This is a genomic window from Nocardia sp. NPDC019395, from assembly GCF_040632335.1.
GTDB lineage: Bacteria > Actinomycetota > Actinomycetes > Mycobacteriales > Mycobacteriaceae > Nocardia.
Genome location: NZ_JBEYBT010000028.1, coordinates 1 through 15863 on the forward strand (window position 1 = coordinate 1; position 15863 = coordinate 15863).

A 15863-nucleotide genomic window follows, 5' to 3' on the forward strand; every position below is an offset into this window, starting at 1 on the left:
CCGGCCGGCTGCAATCCGGCCGGTTCTCGCGTTCCAGGGTCGCATGGGCGAACCAGTGCCCGAATTCGCGATCAGGACGCAGGCCGATTCAGGCCGCGATATCGAACAGGGTCAATCGCTCCGGATCCGCGAGGGCGCGTTGTTCGGCGCGTTCGCGTACCGCGCAGGTCGGTCCGATACCTTCGGCGATCGAGCGCGGCGACAGAAGCCATCCGTGGCAGCGGCGGCAGTGCGCCACCAGCTTCACCGTGGGCCGGTCGGTATCGGTATCGGCCATGTCGTTCTCCTCGGACCCTGTGCGTTGCGAACCGAGAATCGCACGATGGTCCGACACCCCTGGTCGTCCAGACCGCCGCCTACGCTCCGCCGGCCGGGCCCTCGGGTTCGATCCGGACCAGAGCACTCACGGGCATCGAGAACGGATACCGGCCGGGTGCGTCCGCGTCCAGTTCGTCGGACTCGATCACCGCCCGCCCCTCGTCCGGATCGACCTCACGCACGACGAAGGTCGAGACCCCGGACTCTCCGATGCGCACCGTGTCGCCGACTTCGATCACGGACCGGAGTTTAATCGAAAGCGTGTTCGATTCTTGGTCCGATGAGTTCTCCGAGCCTCTGCGGCGTGCCCTCGATCCGCCGATCCCGGTCCTGGTGGATTGGAGCGTGGCGCTCGGGGGCGAGCCGAGTACGGGGTTCCGCCGCGATGAGGTCTCGATGCGCGCCAAGACCGCCGGTCTCGACACGACCGCCACCGTGCCGGGACATCTGCACGCCTGGGCCAGGACGACGACCGGGGCGTGGATCGGCCTGGTGACCACAGCGATTCCGACAGTCAACCGCGGCGGCTACGTCCGGGCTCGCCAGTGGTGCCCCGCCCACGCGCTGACACGCAACGAGCCGGACGGAGAGAACGGCGCCCGCCGGTAGCGAGCCGCAGCGCCGGAGATCCGCGCGTACACCCACCTGTGCACCTATGCCGCTGTAAAGTTGGGTGTATGAGTGTGCGCATGAATATTTCCTTGGATGACGATCTCGCGGACCGTCTCCGCGATGCGAGCGATGGCCGGCCGTCCGAGTACATCGCCCGCGCGGTCCGCGCGAAGATGGTCGAGGACGAACTGCGAGCGCTTCCGGACGCCGCCGGCGTTGAGCGCGACTGGCACGCCGAGGCCGAGCAGGCCGCCGAGTTCCTGTTCGAGCCGCAGCGGTGAGCGCGGCCACCGCCCCGGCGGCCGTCGACGAGCTCGTCCAGGCCGCCCGCGATCTCACCGACGCATGGCGGCGCCTCGCCCCGGCCGCCTACCCGGCGGGCAGCCTCACCGATCCGGCGGCGCTGCACCGGGTACTGGCCGAACTCGAGACCGCCACCGCGACCGGGGAGCAGGTGCTGCATCAGCTCACCGCCGAATGCGATCGCCTCGCCGACGCGACGGGCCCGGCCGCTCCTGCGGTCGATGAGGCCGGGCAGTGCCTGGAGGCCGCCGCTACCGCCGCCGCGGAGCAGGCCCGCTGTGTGGAGGTCGCTGCCACGATCCTCGGGCGCGCACTCGACGGCGGGGCCGCCGGTGCCTGAGCCGCAGCAGGGCCAGGTGTGGACCGCGACCAGCCGCCTGTCCGGACGCACTACCACCGTCGTGCTCCTGGACTCCGATGTGGTGATCCGGCAACGTCCGATGCTCGTCGTCGCGCCGGTCCGCCCGGCCCGCGAAGTGCCCTCGCGCCACCAGCTGCTCACCGTCGCGCTCGGCGCCGACGAGGTGGTCGCGCTCTACGATCTGGCGACCCTGCCGAAGGAGAGCCTGACCGAGCACACCGCCACCCTGCCGCCGGAAGTGCTGGAGCAGGTCCGCGTCGGGTTACGCGCCCGGTTCGACCTGTAGAAGACAAACGAGCACGTGCCCCTGGAGAAGATTCTCTCCAGGGGCACGGTCGTGTCGGCGGTCAGGTCAGAACAGCAGGAACAGGAAGAAGACGACCAGCAGCGGCGGCACCAACCAGAGCCACCGCATATCCAGCGGCCGGACGGGCTCGAGCCGTCCCTCTTCCTCCAACTTGCTGATGTGCTGGCGCGCACGCATCGACGACAGCCGCGGTGTCCCCGGCGGTAGCGGCGGGTCGAACACCTGGTGCAGCAGTTCGTGCGGGCAGGCCGGGTACGGGTGCCGCGCCTCGCGGCACACCGGGTTCCGACACGGGAAGCCCAAGTCGTAGCGCGGCGGCTGCGAGATATCCATACCGCCATCATCACCCGCCGGCCGCCCCCGCGCGCCCGGTTCGATCGCCGCGGCGTCGCTGCCGTCGCGGGCCGCCTCCGGCGAGACCCCCGTCCCGGGCCTTCCTCACCCACTCCAAATCTCTTGCATTCGGACCGTTCACTTCTTCACACAGCGATCTCCCGCACCGCACAACACCACACAGCACCCTCTCCCCCACACCGCTCTACCTCCCCAAACCCTCCAGCACCGCACATCAGCCCACCCCAGCAAGCAGACCTCTTTCATCAGGGGTAACGAAACGATAACGGGACTCGAACCAAACCCGGACACACCTCCTGCACCTCTGGTGAGGTGACGGGGAATTTCGTCCGACAAAACTCGGTAGCCTGAGGAAATGGCCGACGATCTCGCCCCCGGGACCTGCCCGCGCTGCGGTGAACCGATCGACCAGCCCGACCGTGGCCGACCGCGGAAATGGTGCTCCGACTACTGCCGCCGCCGCGCGAACGAGGAGGGTGTGCGGATCCATGAAGTCGTCCGCACCCGCGAGGTCCGCATCACCGAACGGGTCTCGACCGAACGACAGATCGCGCGTCTCCTGGACGATCCGGACGCAACCGAGTTACTGCTGCGGACCCTCGCCCACCGCTGGCGCCACACCGACATCGACGCCGAAACCCGCCGTCTGTGGGCACCGAAGCTGCTCGATATCTGGCAGGCATTCCATGCCCGCACCGACCCGAGAACCGCGAAGAACCCGCCATCGAAGGCGCCGACGAAGGCCGAGGAATTCCGGCTCGCGATCGATCGGGTGCTGTCTTCCCCGCGCGCGACCGCGACCGTTCTCGCCCGCGTCACCGACCGGTTCACAGCCGACGAGCTCCGGCCCGGCACCGATGGTGCGGTGCTCGACGCCGTTGCCTATCTCGCCTACAAGGCCCGCCGCCTGGTCCGGACCCCCACCACCTACACGCTCCCCCGGCGCGGGTGAACCTGCGCATCGGCTCGGTGGCAAGCGAGCGCAGCTCGTGCGGCAGCACCATCCCGACGGGCGCGATGCCGGTGTTCACCGCTCAGCGTTCGTAGCCGCTGTCGCGGTTCCTGCCGTACTGCGGTGGCCGCGGAGCGCGGTAGGGCTGCTGCTCGTAGGACTTCGGCGGTACGGCGCCGGGCCCGGTCGCGGGGCCGGGGTCGGCGTCGAAGTCAGTGTCGATATCGGCGGATAGGTCGGCCGAACGCAGCCGCGCGAGCGCGGCCTGCACTTCGGCGTCGCGCTTTGTCTTCTGCTCGGCAGCCTCGGCGGCGAGCCGGTCACGCTCCCGCTGCGTCGCGCGGTCGGTGTTGGCCGGCGGTGCGGGCGGACCGAACGAGCGCAACCGCACCGCTTTCACGCCTTCCCCGGATTTCAGCACGTGCCCGAGTTCGTCGACATGCGCCGTGCCGAACGCGCGCATGGAGACCCGGGCAGCCCGCCAGGTCTGGGTCATGCTCGCGATCTGGGCCTCGGCGGGCTCGGGGTCCAGGCGCTGCACGACGATTTCCGCGCGCGCTGCCGCGATCCACGGCGGTGAACCGGGAGCCTGTGTGTGCGGCCGGGTCGGGTCGATCCCGACCGCGCGCATGTGGATCTCGGTCAACGCCCGCTGCGTGTGTGCGCGCATCGCCGCGGCGGTTTTCGCGCGTTCGGTCGCAGCGAGCATGTCCGCGATGGTGAGCAGGCATTCGGTCAGCGCGCGTACCAGTTCGACGGTCTCGTCGCGGCGCGCCGTCTTCTGCGCGGTCAGCAGCATCCGCGCGACCGACTTCGGTGCCATCGCCGCTCCCCGGTGCGGGTGCCGCTGGTGTGCGGGCAGCTGCGCCGCGCGCGCGAGCTGGCGGGCGAGCTGATCCAGCGGACCGGGTGCGGTCTCGGTGCGCACCGACGCCGCAGCGAACAGGCCCGCGGTCTGCGATGCGGCCTTCGCCCAGCCGTCGCGGTCACCGACCGGGATCTCTCGCATGGCCGCGCTCCACTGCGCCAACTGGTCGATCGCGGCACGCTCATCCATCGACGACGGCCGCAATGCACGCCCGGAACGGGTCGTCATCGACTGGCCCCACTCGGCCAGCGCGGCGTCGCGGGCTTCGTCGGACTCGACCCACCCCGTCCAGGTCCGCATCGCCGACAACGTGAGATCCTTCGACAACTGACCGCCGGAGTACCAGACCGGTTTCACCGGCTGCCCGGTTTCGCGGTCCTTCTGCACGGCCATCCGCACCGCGTACCCGGTCACCTCCTCGGTCCCGCCCTTGGCATACCGCGGCCGGATCACGAGCCCCTCGTCCTTCAAGGCGCGCACGAACTCGGCTTCGTTCTCCGACGCGACCGCCGCCGCGCGTACCCGCCGGCGCAGCGCTTCGCGATCGGTTTCCACCGCACCGACACGCTCCGCGCGGGCCCGCTCGTCCGGCCGGGTCGCCTGTTCGGTGCTCAGCTCCTCCCGCGACGCCAGTACCTTGAGCCCGAACTCACGCTCGATCACCCGCGCCGCTTCCTGCGACCGCGGCCAATCCCGGCGAACATCGGCCAGTGAACCGTCCGGCCGAACTACCGACATTCCGATGTGGATGTGGTCTCCACCGGCCTTGGTCAGGCCGTGATGCACCGTGCCCCACCGCACGTCCGGAGTCCCGTCCTCGCGCTCGGTGAACCCCATCTCGGACATGAACCGGCGGGCGATCGCCGCCCACTTCTCCTCCGAGAGCTGCCCCTCACGCGGATCCAAACTCAGCGCGCAGTGCCAGGCATTCTGGTCGCGGGTGGCCTCCTCGAACGCGGCCTTGCGCGCCATCCCCTCGTCGATGAGCGCATACGCCTTGCGGTAATTCGTGGCCAGCACCGGCTGACCACGCAGCACTGTCTGCCGCGGCGAGTCCAGATACTTCGCGAGCTCGGTCGCCCGGGGCACGTCGATACTGCCGGCGTACACCGCCATCGTCACCAGATCGCCCGCGATCACCTTCGGGTTCGTGTGCTCGTTCGCGCGGCCCGGTCCCGCGAGATACCGGAACAACCCCGCCAGGTCCGAGCCCTTCACGATGTTCGGCATCACGACGGCATCAGCACCTGACTCGACGAGCGCGCTGGCGGCAGGCAGCACCGCAGTAGCGGCGTGGGCGCCCGGTCGATGGTTGCCGGATGACCATGCCGCACCCCGGTCCCGCACACCGAGTTTCGTGACATTGGCGCGGCTCCTCGGGCTCACTGTCACGAAACTCGAGCGTGCCGGAAAGGCTGTCCTCCGCCTGCAACGGGCGGTTGGACCACAGCACTTCGGTGCGCTCGCGGTGTGTACCGCCTTGTGTGGTCCACGCTTCCAGCTCGTACCGGTACCAGTCCGGGTACAGCTGCTGGTCGTAAAGATCGCAGGCGTACCCCGACACAACGACCGTCGCCGACGCTGCGTGCGCTGCCTCGGCCAACTCGGTATGCGCGGCCGCCGACATCGCTTCGACACGGTAGTTCCGAGTGCGAGTTCCGCCCGGGTACGGCGGATCCAGATAGATCAGAGTCCGATTCGTACGCGGACCCTGCCCGTAATCGCGCAGCACGTCCACCGCGGGCCGACACTCCAGCGACACTCGCCGCAGCCGCTCGGCCACAGGCCCGATTCGGTCGATGTACGAAGACAACCGGCCGGGACCGCAGAACCCGTCCTCGGCCGACCGGGCGTACCGCCAGCCCGTCGTACGTAGCGACCCACTGCGCCCCTGCGTGAGCATGACCCACACCCGACGAGCTACCTCGACCTCGTCCACATCGGCGTCCAGCTCCCGCGCGGTCCGATGTTCTGCACGAGCATGCGGAGTCAACGCGCAGGACCGCTCGAGATCCGCCGGACGATCCCGCAATACCCGCCAGAACGTCATGAGGTGCTGGTCCAGATCGTTCACCGTCTCCAACCGCGCCGGCGCCTTGGCCAGCAGCACCGACAATGACCCGGCGCATGGCTCGACGTAGTGCGAATGCGGCGGCAGCATCCCGGCGATCCGCTCGGCGATTCGAGCCTTGCTGCCGTAGTACATCACCGGGCTTGCCAGCCTGCTCACTGCTCTCCCCCGTCTGGATCCACCGCCGTGGCCCATTCCTCGTCGACGGCCAGATCCACATCTGGGTCGACCGATACACCGGTCACCGCGGGCGCTTTGCCCATCACCCACCGCGCAGCCTCATCCAGGCTCAGGCACGCCCGCACCACCGACCGCAGCGCCATATCGGTGCCCTCGGCGATCTCCCGATTCTGGTGCGCGTACCGAACCAACTGATTGAGGTTGTTACCCGCCCTGCGGATCTGGTTCTCCAGATCGAGCAATTGCAACACCGCGTGCGCGCGCCCGGCCTCGGTCTGCGCGGAATCCAGCGCGGTCTCCACCAGCAGCCGCGGCACGGTCATCCCGGCCGCCTCCGCCCGCGCGGCGAGGGCATCGTGCTCGGCGTCGGACAGCTTCACGATGTGGCGATGAGGTCGCCCGCCGGGCACGTTCGGCTGCCGCTCACGGCGTGCCTCCGCCCGCCGATTCGTCGACGCTCCTGCCACCGCAGCCTCCTCATGCCCAGCGCAGCGACCACCCGTTTCCGGGTGGGGTAACCCCTTGTGGGTTACCTAAATACTAGCTCGCTCCCGCTCTTTCGTTCCCAGAATACCGGAACGGAAGCAATCGGGCCGAGTGCCGAACGGGACCTCATAGAAGAAGGTTCCGGGCTCCGGAACGACCGGCGCTTCCCGGCCGGAACCGCGGGCGTGGAACCCGGCCGGCCGCCGGAAACTCGATGCCGGATCGGGCCGAAATCGCGGGAGCAAGTTATGGACTTAGACGGGCTAAGTGAGGGACACCGAGACCGGGCCGGAGCTCGTGTCCGCGCGGATCCGGCTGGAAAGTTCCAGGGCCGTTCGGGCTGAACCGGGGTGAGCAAGATATGCCAAAAGGGGGACCTTTTGGCCGGCGCCCGGCGGCGGTCGACCGGTTCGGCGGTGCGCGCAGATCGCGAATCCGGTCACCACCGCACCCCAGATGGCGGTCTTCCTGGTCGCGAATTTCGGCACCACCCGCGCCTGGTGACCGGCCCGTGAATCCCCGGAATGTCGGTGAGCAAGATATGCCAAAACCTGGGGGTTTTGACGCGCTCGGGCCCTCTACCCCCCACCGGGGAAGGGAGTCCAGGGGGCTGGTGGGCTCCTGCGTGCTGTTGGCCGGCCGGTAGGGTCCTGACACGACGAGACCCCGGCAGTTACCGGCTGCCGGGGTCTCGTCTTATGTGTGCCCTGGGGGTCAGATCCGGATGCGCAGCTCCCGGCCGACGGTCACCGGCCCGGTGCGCACTCCCCCGATGGCGTTGGCCGCGCACAGGTCGCCATGCGCACCGGGTGCGGGTTCGGCGGTGCGCACTGCGCAGGGTGCGTGCGCACTCTGTGCACCCTGCGCACTCGATACGGCTGGGTGCGCATAGGTGAGTGCGCATCGGATGTGCACATCTGCGCGCAGGGTGCGCATCCGCCCTTCGCCGGTGTGCAGGTGCGCATCGGCCATGTGCACCACTTCGGTGGAGTGCACCCCGTCCAGGGTGTCGGGGTGGGGGTTGTCGGTGAGTTGCCACAGTCCGGTGCGCAGGGCGCGCACTGCGTGGTGGGTGGTGTTGTTCACCGTGCGGCCCTCCGGTCGAGTTCGATGATCTGTCCGCCGGCCGCGGCGACCCGGGGGCGGCGCAACTCCTCGGCGGCCGACAGGATCTTGGCCACCGTGCGGTGGTGGAGACCGGTCTCCCGCGCGATCGTCGTGGGTGCGACACCTGCGGACGCACGGGCGAGAACCTCGGTGACTTCCTCGGCCGGTTTGGTCGTGGCGCCCTGGCGCACCAGTTCGACCGCCATCGCCGCCGCCTCGTGTGCACCGGCATGTGCAGTGCGTGTGCCCTGCGCATCCGGAGCAGCGGTAGGTGCCGCCGGAACCGGCTCCGGTTTCACGAGCGAGACCGGTTCGGCGGGCTGCTCCGGGGTTGCCGGGCGCTGGGGGTGCACATGCACTCCGGCCGGGTCCGGATGTGCACCGGTGGCCGGGTTCGGGGTCGTGTCGATGTGCACCGTGGGGTGCGCAGCCTCGGCGGGTGCGGCCGGTTCGGTGGCGTAGTGGTGCGCATGCGCATCGGCGACCGGGCGGGGGTACGCATCGATGCGCGTCCCGGTGCGCATCGGGTGGTGCGCATGCGCACTGCCTGTCTCGGTGTGCGCATCGGGTGCGGGTGCAGGGTGCGCATCGACGGCCGGGGCGGTGTCGAGTTCGGCGAATGCGGGCCCGGTGTGCACGGCTGGCGCCGGGTCGGCCGGTGCAGTGGGTGCGGGTCGGGTGGCGGTGGTGAGCGCTTCGAGGCGGGTGGTGATGTCGTCCTCGGGCGGCAGCTGCGCGGAGGCTTTCTCGATCGCGGCACCGAGACGCTTGCCCACCGCGTCGTGGCCGAACAGGGCGACACCGATCATGACCGGGGCCACGGCGTGCACGACGATGTCCCAGATCTTCAGCGGGGTGAAGTACGGGTAGGTGTTGAGCGTGACCGTGGCGACCAGCAGCGCGACCTCGATACGCCGGATGAGGTCTTCACCTTCGGTGATCTTCCAGCGGGCCACTGCCGACCCGCTGATCATGAACACCACCAGCACGGTGCTGATCAAAGCTTCGAGCAGGTAGCTCGCCCAGAACAGCGGGTCTTCCGCCCCGGTGGGGGCGATGTTCTGCTGCACGTTGACCGCGGACCACAGCATCGCGGCGACCACAACGCCGGCCAACGCGCGCCCGGACCACTTCTTGATCCGGTACAGGTGCGCGAGCTGGGCGTGCGGGCTGGCCTCACGGCGCTGCTCGGCCAGTGCCTTACGGGCGGTCACCAGGTCGTCGGCGTCGGCACGCACGATCTCGGCGGTAGCGCGGCGGACCTGGTCGGCGGCGGACTCCACCGACTGCAACCGGGCCACCTCTTCGCGGCGGCCGTGTTCACGGACCCGCTCGGCGACACGGCGTTTCTCGTCGAGCTCCCGCTGGGACAGCGCTTGGACCAGGGCCGGGTCGTCCTGGTGGGCGAGCCGGTCATGGGCGACCTGCACCCGGTCGGCCAGTTCAGCCGCGAGCAGCGGATCGACCTCAGTGTTTCTGGAGCGACGGAACATCAGCGGTCACCTTTCGGGCGGGCGATCTCGGTTTCGAGTCGGGAGATGGTGGATTCGGCGGTGGACAGAGCGGCCCGCAGTGCGTTGACCTGCGCGGCGGCGGATTCCTGGATGCGAGTGACCTCGGCGGCGTGGTCGCGGCGCAGCTGCTCGCGGTCGGTGCGGGCCTCGGCGCGGACGGCTGCGATGTCCTCGCGCAGCTGGGCGAGTTCGTCGCGGTGCGCGGCCTGGGTGTTCGTGAGGTCCCGGCGGGAGCGTTCGGCATCGGCGCGGGCGTCGGCGGCGGCCTGCTCGGCGATACCGCGCTCGTGTTCGGCCTGGGTGCGGTCGGTGGTGGCGGCGGTGAGCTGAGCTTCGACGCGGTCGATGCGGTCCTGGGTATCGGTCTGGATCCGCTGAATGCGGGCTTCGGTCTCTGCACGCAGGGTGGCGATTTCCTCGGCCGCTTCGCGTTTGACCGTGGCGACCTGCTCGTTCGCGGTGGCGACGGCCTGCTCGCGGGCCGCACGGGCTTCGGTGGCGGCGGTTTGTGCCTGGTCAGCGTCGCGGCGGGCCTGCTCGGCCTCGGCGTGGGCTTGAGCGACCTGGGTGTCACGGTCGGCGATCGCGTCGTCGGCCGCGCCCTCGGCGAGGACTTTATCCTCCAGCGCCCGATCCCGCTCGCGGCGAGCGGAGATGGCTTCGGCTTCGGCTTCGCCTGCCCGGGCCTGCGCGGCCTCGATCTCGCCGCGGGCTTCGGTCCGGATGCGGGCGACCTCGGCTACGGCCGCGTCCGGGTCGCCGGCGGTCGCGACGATATCGGCGACCTTGTCCAGCATCTCCCCCATCTGGGTGCGGTGGGAGGTCGTGGCCATCTGGATCTGGGCGAGCAGTTCGCGCAGCGAGGCCCGGGCGCTGGTTACCGGCGCCGGTTCCGGCCCGGACTTGCGCGGCGCCTGCCCGGCCGCCTCCAGCTGGAGCTCGCGGCGCCGCTGAAACGCGGTTGCGCGGTCGTGGCGGCGGCGGGTGCCGTCCGGGTCGAACACCATTTCCCCGCAGTACTCGGATTTCCGGCCGCGCCGGGCCGGGCCTTCCGGGATCGGGTGGCCGGCCACCTCGAATTCCCCGGTCGCGGGATCGAAGGACACCGGGAATTGGCAAACATGCTGGTCCGCGCCGGTTTCGGCGGTGCTCGGATCGGGTTGCGTCATACCTCGATTCTACCATAATCGTTTCTGTTTTGCGTAAATTCGTATTCGTCAATACGTTTTTACGAAACGAATTATGTGTAGGATTCGAGGCTTCCGACTCCCCGAGCAGCCGACCCACCGGCTTCATGTGGTCGGTGTATGGAGGCGTATGAGTTGCCCATACTCCGCCCATACACAGGTAGGGCGCGTGTGTACACCGGTATGGGCGCATCGATCCCGTACGGTCCGGTCATGCGCATCTACGCAACCGCCAACCAGAAGGGCGGCGTCGGCAAGACGGTCGACACGATCAACCTGGGTGCCGCGCTGGCCGAGCAGGGCCGCCGGGTGCTGGAGCTGGATTGGGATCCGCAGGGGCATCTGACCGAAGCGGTTGGTGCGCGGCCGGCCGACCCCGGCGGGCCCAGCTTGGCGCGTGCGCTACTGGGTCAGTGGAGCGGTGAGTTGTCGGAGCTGGTGCAGCCGGTCGGCGAGAACCTGTACGTCATCCCGACCAGCGACGAGATGTTCCTGCTCGAGCCCCAGATGTACGGCCGCTCCGGGCGGGAGTACCTGCTGTCCCGGTTCCTCGACACGCTGAAAGACGTCTTCGACGACATCGTGATCGACTGCCCGCCCTCCCTCGGTGCGCTCAACGACAACGCGCTGGTCGCCACCCGGCAGCGCCCACCAGGCGATGAGGTCCAGGGCAAGATCGTGATACCCGTGCAGGCCGAGGATTCGAGCATCCGCGCACTGCGGCTGTTCCTCCGGCAAGTCAGCACGCTGCAGGACGCATTGGGTATCCAGCTCGACATCGCGGGCCTGGTCGTCAACCTCTACGACTCCCGCAAGGGGCGTATCACCACCTCGACGCTGGAGGCGTTCCAGGCCCATCCGCTGGGCGTGCTGGCCGTGTTCAAGGACCTCAAGGAGGTCCGGGAGGCGTGGCGGTTGCAGACCACCGTGTTCTCCTACGCCCCCGACAGCGAGATAGCGGCCGGATTCCGGGCCCTGGCCGCGCGGCTGGATCCGGACCTGACGCCGGTGGCCGCACCGTGACCGGCCGCCGGCGCGAGCCGCTACCCCCACCGGACCTGACGGGCACCGACCCGGATCGCACACTACGGTCGCGGGTCGACCTCAGCGTGCCGGTGAATCCACCACCGTCCACACCTGCCCATACACAGGTACGGGAGGGTAAGGGCCGTGTAGGGGCAAGTAAGGGCGGGAGTACACGCACGGATCCGCCAGGGATGAGGCGGGCCTCGATCTACGTCAGCGTCGAGGCGGCCGACGCCCTGGAGCGGGCCGCAGACCGGATCGTGGAAGTTCTCGGCGACGGCACACCGCGGCACGTGGCGCTGTCGGCGTTGCTGATGGTCGGCGCCGCCCAGGTCGATGCGGTGGCCCAGGAACTGGCCCGGCAACGTGCCGAAGAACTGGCAGCCCGGCTTGCCGCACTGCCACCCATACCCGAGTAATACGCGCCCATACATGCCCTTACCTGGAGTGTGGGCGTGTATGGGCACGGCCGATACAGCCATACCGGGCTCTTGACATCGTGGTTCGAGGTGGCAGTGTCCTCGGTGAGGCCGGGGCCTGAGCCGCCGAGCTCGGACACTGGTCGAAACACCGCAGGGCTCAGTCGAGATGCTCCATGGCTGAGCCCTGCGGTGTTCTGCTCGGGGGTGCGGTTCCGATGCCTCCGCTCCCGCCCGTACCCGAGTGGTACACACCCATACCTGCCCATACACGTCCTTACCTCGGGTATGGGCCTGTACGGACAGGGTGAAAGCTCCCGCTCGGAAGTGGGGGTCACCGGTCCCGGGCCGCGATCTCACGACGTGCGTACTCCGCCTGCCGGGCCCGGGCCGCGGCGTGGCCGTGTGTACGCCCGGCCAGCTGGTCGCGGACCGCGCGGGCGGTCGGGTTCATTCCGGAGGAGTTGGTGCGGGCCTGCCGCATCGCCTCCAGTTCCCGGCGCCAGTGCGCGTGTTCGGCTTCGGCCTCGGCGACTTCGCGGGCCCGGTCCAGCCGGGCCGGGGGCATATCGTCGGGAATCTGCCGCAGCAGGTGCACCAGGTAGCCCGCGGGGTTGCGCGGTTGGTCGTAGGTGCGCCGCCCCGCGATCCGGTGTTCCTCGAACGCGCCGTACACGTCGTCGACGTCCCAGTCGGCCCGGGCTTTGCGGGTCACAGCGGCGGTCAGCCGTCCCCGGGGTATCAGGCGTACCCACAGCGGGAATCGTTCGTCCCTGCGCACGTTGGCGACCAGTTTGACCGCTTTCTGGTCGTACACCGGCGGTGCCCGGCGGACCCTCCTCTTGTCGATGTGGCGCGGAGCGCTTCCTTCCCTCTCGTTCTGGGATGAAGAAACCCCTGATCTCCCTGAGATAAAAACGGAACCCTCACTACGTTCGGGTGGGGTGCCAAAACCCAGTTCAAGCAGGTTTTCCACGATGGAGTTATCCACAGGCAGGGTGGCGGATTCGTGCAGGGCCGATACCGACGCCCAGCCCCGGGCCCGGTCCCCGCGGCGCCAGGAGTCGATGCGTTCGTCGCGGGTGCGGTGACGGCCGGTGAACACGGTGGTGCGGGTGCCGAACGCGGCGACCAGGCGGCGGCAGCGCAGGACGGTGGAACGTTCCCGGCTGGTCGCGGTCTTGAGCTGGTCGATGGTGACCCGGGAGTTGCGGCCGGTGCGGTAGTCGGCGCCGGCGGACTCGGCCTGCAGGTAGTTCGTGAACGTCTTCCGGGCCACCGATTCGACCTCGTCGCGGCGGCGTAGCTGCACGTAGTACTGGTCGTAGAGGGCCAGGTTGTGGGCGATCCAGCGCTCACGCGACCACCAGCACGACGGAGCCGCATCGTAGGCGTCGTCGGACAGCTGGAGCCGCATGGGCGGCAGGACGAACAGGACGGCAGCCCATGAAGACGTGCGCCGCCGGGCCAACGCGCCACCGAGGCAGCGGGCTGGATGTCTGTTGTGGTTGTCACGGTCATATTGAGACGCGCGCGCCGAGGTTGAGCAGGTAGCAGGGCGTGCGCTACCGTGAGACTCGCTCCCCAAGAGCTAAGTCCCTTCTTAAAGGGCGAGACCAAACCTCCGGCGGCCACCGGGGGTTTTCTCGCGTTATGGGGTTGTTCAGCGCGGGATCTCAGCCCGCCTGTGGTCAACCAGCCAATGGCAACTCCGTCTGCTCAGCCTTTGGTGCTCCGGGATAGTCAGGCAGTCCAAGCTCACGACGCAGTGCGATCTCGTAGAGCGTCCGCTTGTTGATACCGCGCACCTGCACGGCTTCGTCGATAGCCGCGAGGACCTCAAGCGACAGGTCTATGCCGACTCCCTTGGTCGGTGGAAGTGTCACTGGCCTACCCATGTGCATAGTTCTAGAGGTTTCAGCCCAATGGCGCCTACCGACACGCCGGACGACGCGGGAAGAACTGTTGCGTACATGCGCCACAAACTGTTTCACCAGCGAATTCCGTCGAGTGCAGCTCGCACGAGCGTGTGGAGTTCGGGCCTGCTCCAGTTGCCCTCTACACCAGGCAATTCCGACAGATAGCTGAGGATCTGGCTGGCACCCCAACCATGAGACTCGTGGAGTCCACTGGTGATCATCTGGAGGTACCGAGCCGCAGGCTTGTTCAACTCGACGGTGTGCGGGTTCCAGGGCGAGGTGAAAGTGAGAATTGGCCAACCATCGAGATCGTCTGCGTGGACCAGGGTTTCGTAGCGGCCGGATCCGAGTTGGCTGCGACCGGCGCGTAGGACCTCGGTGAGGTCGAGCTCTGGTCCGGGTTCGCGGTACATCTCCTGTGTCTGAAGATCGGCGAATTGGCTGGCAGTAACCAGATACCCGCGGGCAGCGGCGCCAGTGGGCCAGCCTGCTGGCGGATCGGGAGCGTAGAAGGCGACTCCGCCTGTCCACACGGGGGAGTCCCAGGCGAAGTAGATCGAGCCGGGAAGGGTCAGCGGCCGGGTTTTCAGGGGCGGGGTGCGATCCCGCATTCCCGGGTAGAGGTGGTCGGTGCCGGGTGGAGTCCCGCCCTCGATGTAGAAGTTCAGCCGGTCAGCGTGGAGGTTGGAGCCGTAGGAGGCGTACCACACGTAATCGGGCATGGGTGGTCCTTCCGTCGAGGGCGGGAGCCGAGATCTGTGGAGCGGCGGGCTATTCGGGCTTGGGCTCGTGGCTGTTGCCGCTGATGACGCGGTAGTACATTCCGCCGGCCTGTCGGATACCGCGTGCCTCGTTCTCGAGCACACGTGCGGCCTGCTCGATCGCGGCGTTCCAGTCGTCGGACAGCTCAGGCGTCCGCAGTTCGCTGACCAGCGAGGAAGCCTTCTGCCAGATCGCGGCCTCCCCGGTGGGGTCGTAGCGATCAGCCGCCCCGTTCGTTGCGCTCATTTGCCATCTCCTCTCTGTGCAGCCGCGCCGTTACTGGCGGGCCGGTGCTCGGGTACATGCAGGTGGTAGGCCAGACGAAGGGCATCTCCGGAGAAGACAGAGAGCAGGACCCGCACGCGGCGGCCATTGACGTCGACTCCGACCCGCGCGTGCTGGCCCACTGGTGTGCCGGGCTGCTGGTCAAGAAGCTCGGCCTCGTCGGGCTCCGGCATGCGCACGGTGATCTCGTCCTGGAACTGGACCTGGCGGAATCCAAGCGCCCTGTAGATACCGCCGGGGTAGACAACGTTTGTCTCGACGCGAAGGGGCGCGACACCGTCAATCTCCATGTTGGCGATATCGAGTGGGGTCCAGGTGTCCGCGATCATCGCCAGTTGCTCCGGTGCGGTGGGTTTGCTGACGTAGCGCAGCCGCCGGCGCCGCAGCAGCATCGTCCCGACCTTGCACTGGAGGTACTTCGCGACCTGCGGAGTCGCAGGCAATTCCGCAACCTCGGCAACGACCTGACGGGTAGTCCAGCCGTCCGCGGTGGCGTCGGCTTCCCATTGGTCGACCATGTTGACCGGATCGTCCGAGTAGGCACCGAGCTCGAATTTGGTCAGGTGCCACGTGATCAGGTCGCGGCTACGCACTGTGCGGCCGATCCCGGCGATAGCGGCGGTCAATAGCCCTTCCTGTTCCAGGCGACGGATCGCCTCACGCACTGTCGGTCGTGAGAACGAGTACCGCTCCGCGAGATCCAGCTCGGCAGGGATCTTGTCACCCGGCTGGAGATCTCCGCGGGTGATCTGGTCGCGCAGGTCGTCGTATACGACCCGCCATCGTGGGCGCCTACTCATGATCTCCATCTTTCCTGTGGGTTCCGACATTG

21 protein-coding genes are annotated in these 15863 nt (G+C 68.5%); 7 read left to right on the forward strand and 14 right to left on the reverse strand.

Annotated elements, in window-relative coordinates:
* Nucleotides 1-88 precede the first annotated feature (88 nt).
* Nucleotides 89-277: a DUF6011 domain-containing protein gene (locus ABZ827_RS29920; RefSeq protein ID WP_357243952.1), complete on the reverse strand. Its 189-nt coding sequence runs from the start codon at nt 275-277 to the stop codon at nt 89-91.
* A gap of 79 nt (nt 278-356) precedes the next feature.
* Nucleotides 357-557: a hypothetical protein gene (locus ABZ827_RS29925; RefSeq protein WP_357243954.1), complete on the reverse strand. Its 201-nt coding sequence runs from the start codon at nt 555-557 to the stop codon at nt 357-359.
* A gap of 22 nt (nt 558-579) precedes the next feature.
* Between ABZ827_RS29925 and ABZ827_RS29930 the strand changes: the two genes are divergently transcribed.
* From ABZ827_RS29930 to ABZ827_RS29945, 4 genes are all read left to right on the forward strand, one after another.
* Nucleotides 580-927: a hypothetical protein gene (locus tag ABZ827_RS29930; RefSeq protein WP_357243957.1), complete on the forward strand. Its 348-nt coding sequence runs from the start codon at nt 580-582 to the stop codon at nt 925-927.
* Between the two features lie 68 nt (nt 928-995).
* Entirely contained in the window at nt 996-1211 is a 216-nt protein-coding gene (locus ABZ827_RS29935) for a hypothetical protein (RefSeq protein ID WP_357243960.1), read from the forward strand.
* Entirely contained in the window at nt 1208-1573 is a 366-nt protein-coding gene (locus tag ABZ827_RS29940; RefSeq protein WP_357243963.1) for a hypothetical protein, read from the forward strand. The genes ABZ827_RS29935 and ABZ827_RS29940 overlap by 4 nt, the downstream gene beginning before the upstream one ends.
* Nucleotides 1566-1880 carry a type II toxin-antitoxin system PemK/MazF family toxin gene (locus ABZ827_RS29945; protein ID WP_357243966.1) on the forward strand — a complete coding sequence of 105 codons (315 nt, stop codon included), beginning with the start codon at nt 1566-1568 and terminating at the stop codon, nt 1878-1880. Before ABZ827_RS29940 ends, ABZ827_RS29945 begins: the two co-directional genes overlap by 8 nt.
* A gap of 66 nt (nt 1881-1946) precedes the next feature.
* Here ABZ827_RS29945 and ABZ827_RS29950 read toward each other — a convergent pair whose 3' ends face one another.
* Nucleotides 1947-2234: a hypothetical protein gene (locus ABZ827_RS29950; protein WP_357243969.1), complete on the reverse strand. Its 288-nt coding sequence runs from the start codon at nt 2232-2234 to the stop codon at nt 1947-1949.
* Between the two features lie 376 nt (nt 2235-2610).
* Here ABZ827_RS29950 and ABZ827_RS29955 point away from each other — a divergent pair, with 376 nt between their 5' ends.
* Nucleotides 2611-3207 (forward strand): hypothetical protein, encoded by a 597-nt coding sequence (locus tag ABZ827_RS29955; RefSeq protein WP_357243972.1) that lies wholly within the window; start codon nt 2611-2613, stop codon nt 3205-3207.
* A gap of 82 nt (nt 3208-3289) precedes the next feature.
* Here ABZ827_RS29955 and ABZ827_RS29960 read toward each other — a convergent pair whose 3' ends face one another.
* The 6 genes from ABZ827_RS29960 to ABZ827_RS29985 form a co-directional block, all read right to left on the reverse strand.
* Nucleotides 3290-5305 (reverse strand): hypothetical protein, encoded by a 2016-nt coding sequence (locus tag ABZ827_RS29960; RefSeq protein ID WP_357243974.1) that lies wholly within the window; start codon nt 5303-5305, stop codon nt 3290-3292.
* Nucleotides 5306-5315: 10 nt separating this feature from the next.
* Complete coding sequence (locus ABZ827_RS29965) at nt 5316-6305, reverse strand: DNA adenine methylase (RefSeq protein ID WP_357243977.1); 990 nt, start codon at nt 6303-6305, stop codon at nt 5316-5318.
* A complete protein-coding gene (mobC, locus tag ABZ827_RS29970; RefSeq protein ID WP_357243979.1) occupies nt 6302-6793 on the reverse strand; it encodes a plasmid mobilization relaxosome protein MobC in 492 nt (163 codons plus the stop codon). Before mobC ends, ABZ827_RS29965 begins: the two co-directional genes overlap by 4 nt.
* A gap of 733 nt (nt 6794-7526) precedes the next feature.
* Entirely contained in the window at nt 7527-7898 is a 372-nt protein-coding gene (locus ABZ827_RS29975) for a hypothetical protein (protein WP_357243982.1), read from the reverse strand.
* Nucleotides 7895-9412 (reverse strand): hypothetical protein, encoded by a 1518-nt coding sequence (locus tag ABZ827_RS29980; RefSeq protein ID WP_357243985.1) that lies wholly within the window; start codon nt 9410-9412, stop codon nt 7895-7897. The genes ABZ827_RS29975 and ABZ827_RS29980 overlap by 4 nt, the downstream gene beginning before the upstream one ends.
* Nucleotides 9412-10602, reverse strand: a complete 1191-nt coding sequence (locus tag ABZ827_RS29985; RefSeq protein ID WP_357243987.1) for a hypothetical protein — start codon at nt 10600-10602, stop codon at nt 9412-9414. Before ABZ827_RS29985 ends, ABZ827_RS29980 begins: the two co-directional genes overlap by 1 nt.
* Before the next feature lie 231 nt (nt 10603-10833).
* On the opposite strand from ABZ827_RS29985, the gene ABZ827_RS29990 reads away from it, so the two are divergent.
* Nucleotides 10834-11643, forward strand: a complete 810-nt coding sequence (locus ABZ827_RS29990) for a ParA family protein (RefSeq protein ID WP_357243991.1) — start codon at nt 10834-10836, stop codon at nt 11641-11643.
* Nucleotides 11644-11837: 194 nt separating this feature from the next.
* Nucleotides 11838-12065, forward strand: coding sequence for a hypothetical protein (locus ABZ827_RS29995; protein WP_357243994.1), 228 nt, complete (start codon nt 11838-11840; stop codon nt 12063-12065).
* Between the two features lie 334 nt (nt 12066-12399).
* Here ABZ827_RS29995 and ABZ827_RS30000 read toward each other — a convergent pair whose 3' ends face one another.
* The 5 genes from ABZ827_RS30000 to ABZ827_RS30020 all read right to left on the reverse strand — a co-directional run bounded on the left by ABZ827_RS30000 (nt 12400) and on the right by ABZ827_RS30020 (nt 15840).
* The gene (locus ABZ827_RS30000) at nt 12400-13482 is read right to left on the reverse strand and encodes a hypothetical protein (protein WP_357243997.1); all 1083 of its coding nucleotides are present in this window, start codon (nt 13480-13482) and stop codon (nt 12400-12402) included.
* Nucleotides 13483-13756: 274 nt separating this feature from the next.
* Nucleotides 13757-13951, reverse strand: a complete 195-nt coding sequence (locus ABZ827_RS30005; protein ID WP_357243999.1) for a hypothetical protein — start codon at nt 13949-13951, stop codon at nt 13757-13759.
* A 104-nt stretch (nt 13952-14055) separates the two neighbouring features.
* Entirely contained in the window at nt 14056-14706 is a 651-nt protein-coding gene (locus tag ABZ827_RS30010) for a histone deacetylase (protein ID WP_357244002.1), read from the reverse strand.
* Nucleotides 14707-14755: 49 nt separating this feature from the next.
* Nucleotides 14756-14992, reverse strand: a complete 237-nt coding sequence (locus ABZ827_RS30015) for a hypothetical protein (protein WP_357244005.1) — start codon at nt 14990-14992, stop codon at nt 14756-14758.
* On the reverse strand, nt 14989-15840 hold the full coding sequence (locus ABZ827_RS30020) for a GntR family transcriptional regulator (RefSeq protein WP_357244008.1): 852 nt from the start codon (nt 15838-15840) through the stop codon (nt 14989-14991). The genes ABZ827_RS30015 and ABZ827_RS30020 overlap by 4 nt, the downstream gene beginning before the upstream one ends.
* Nucleotides 15841-15863: the final 23 nt, after the last annotated feature.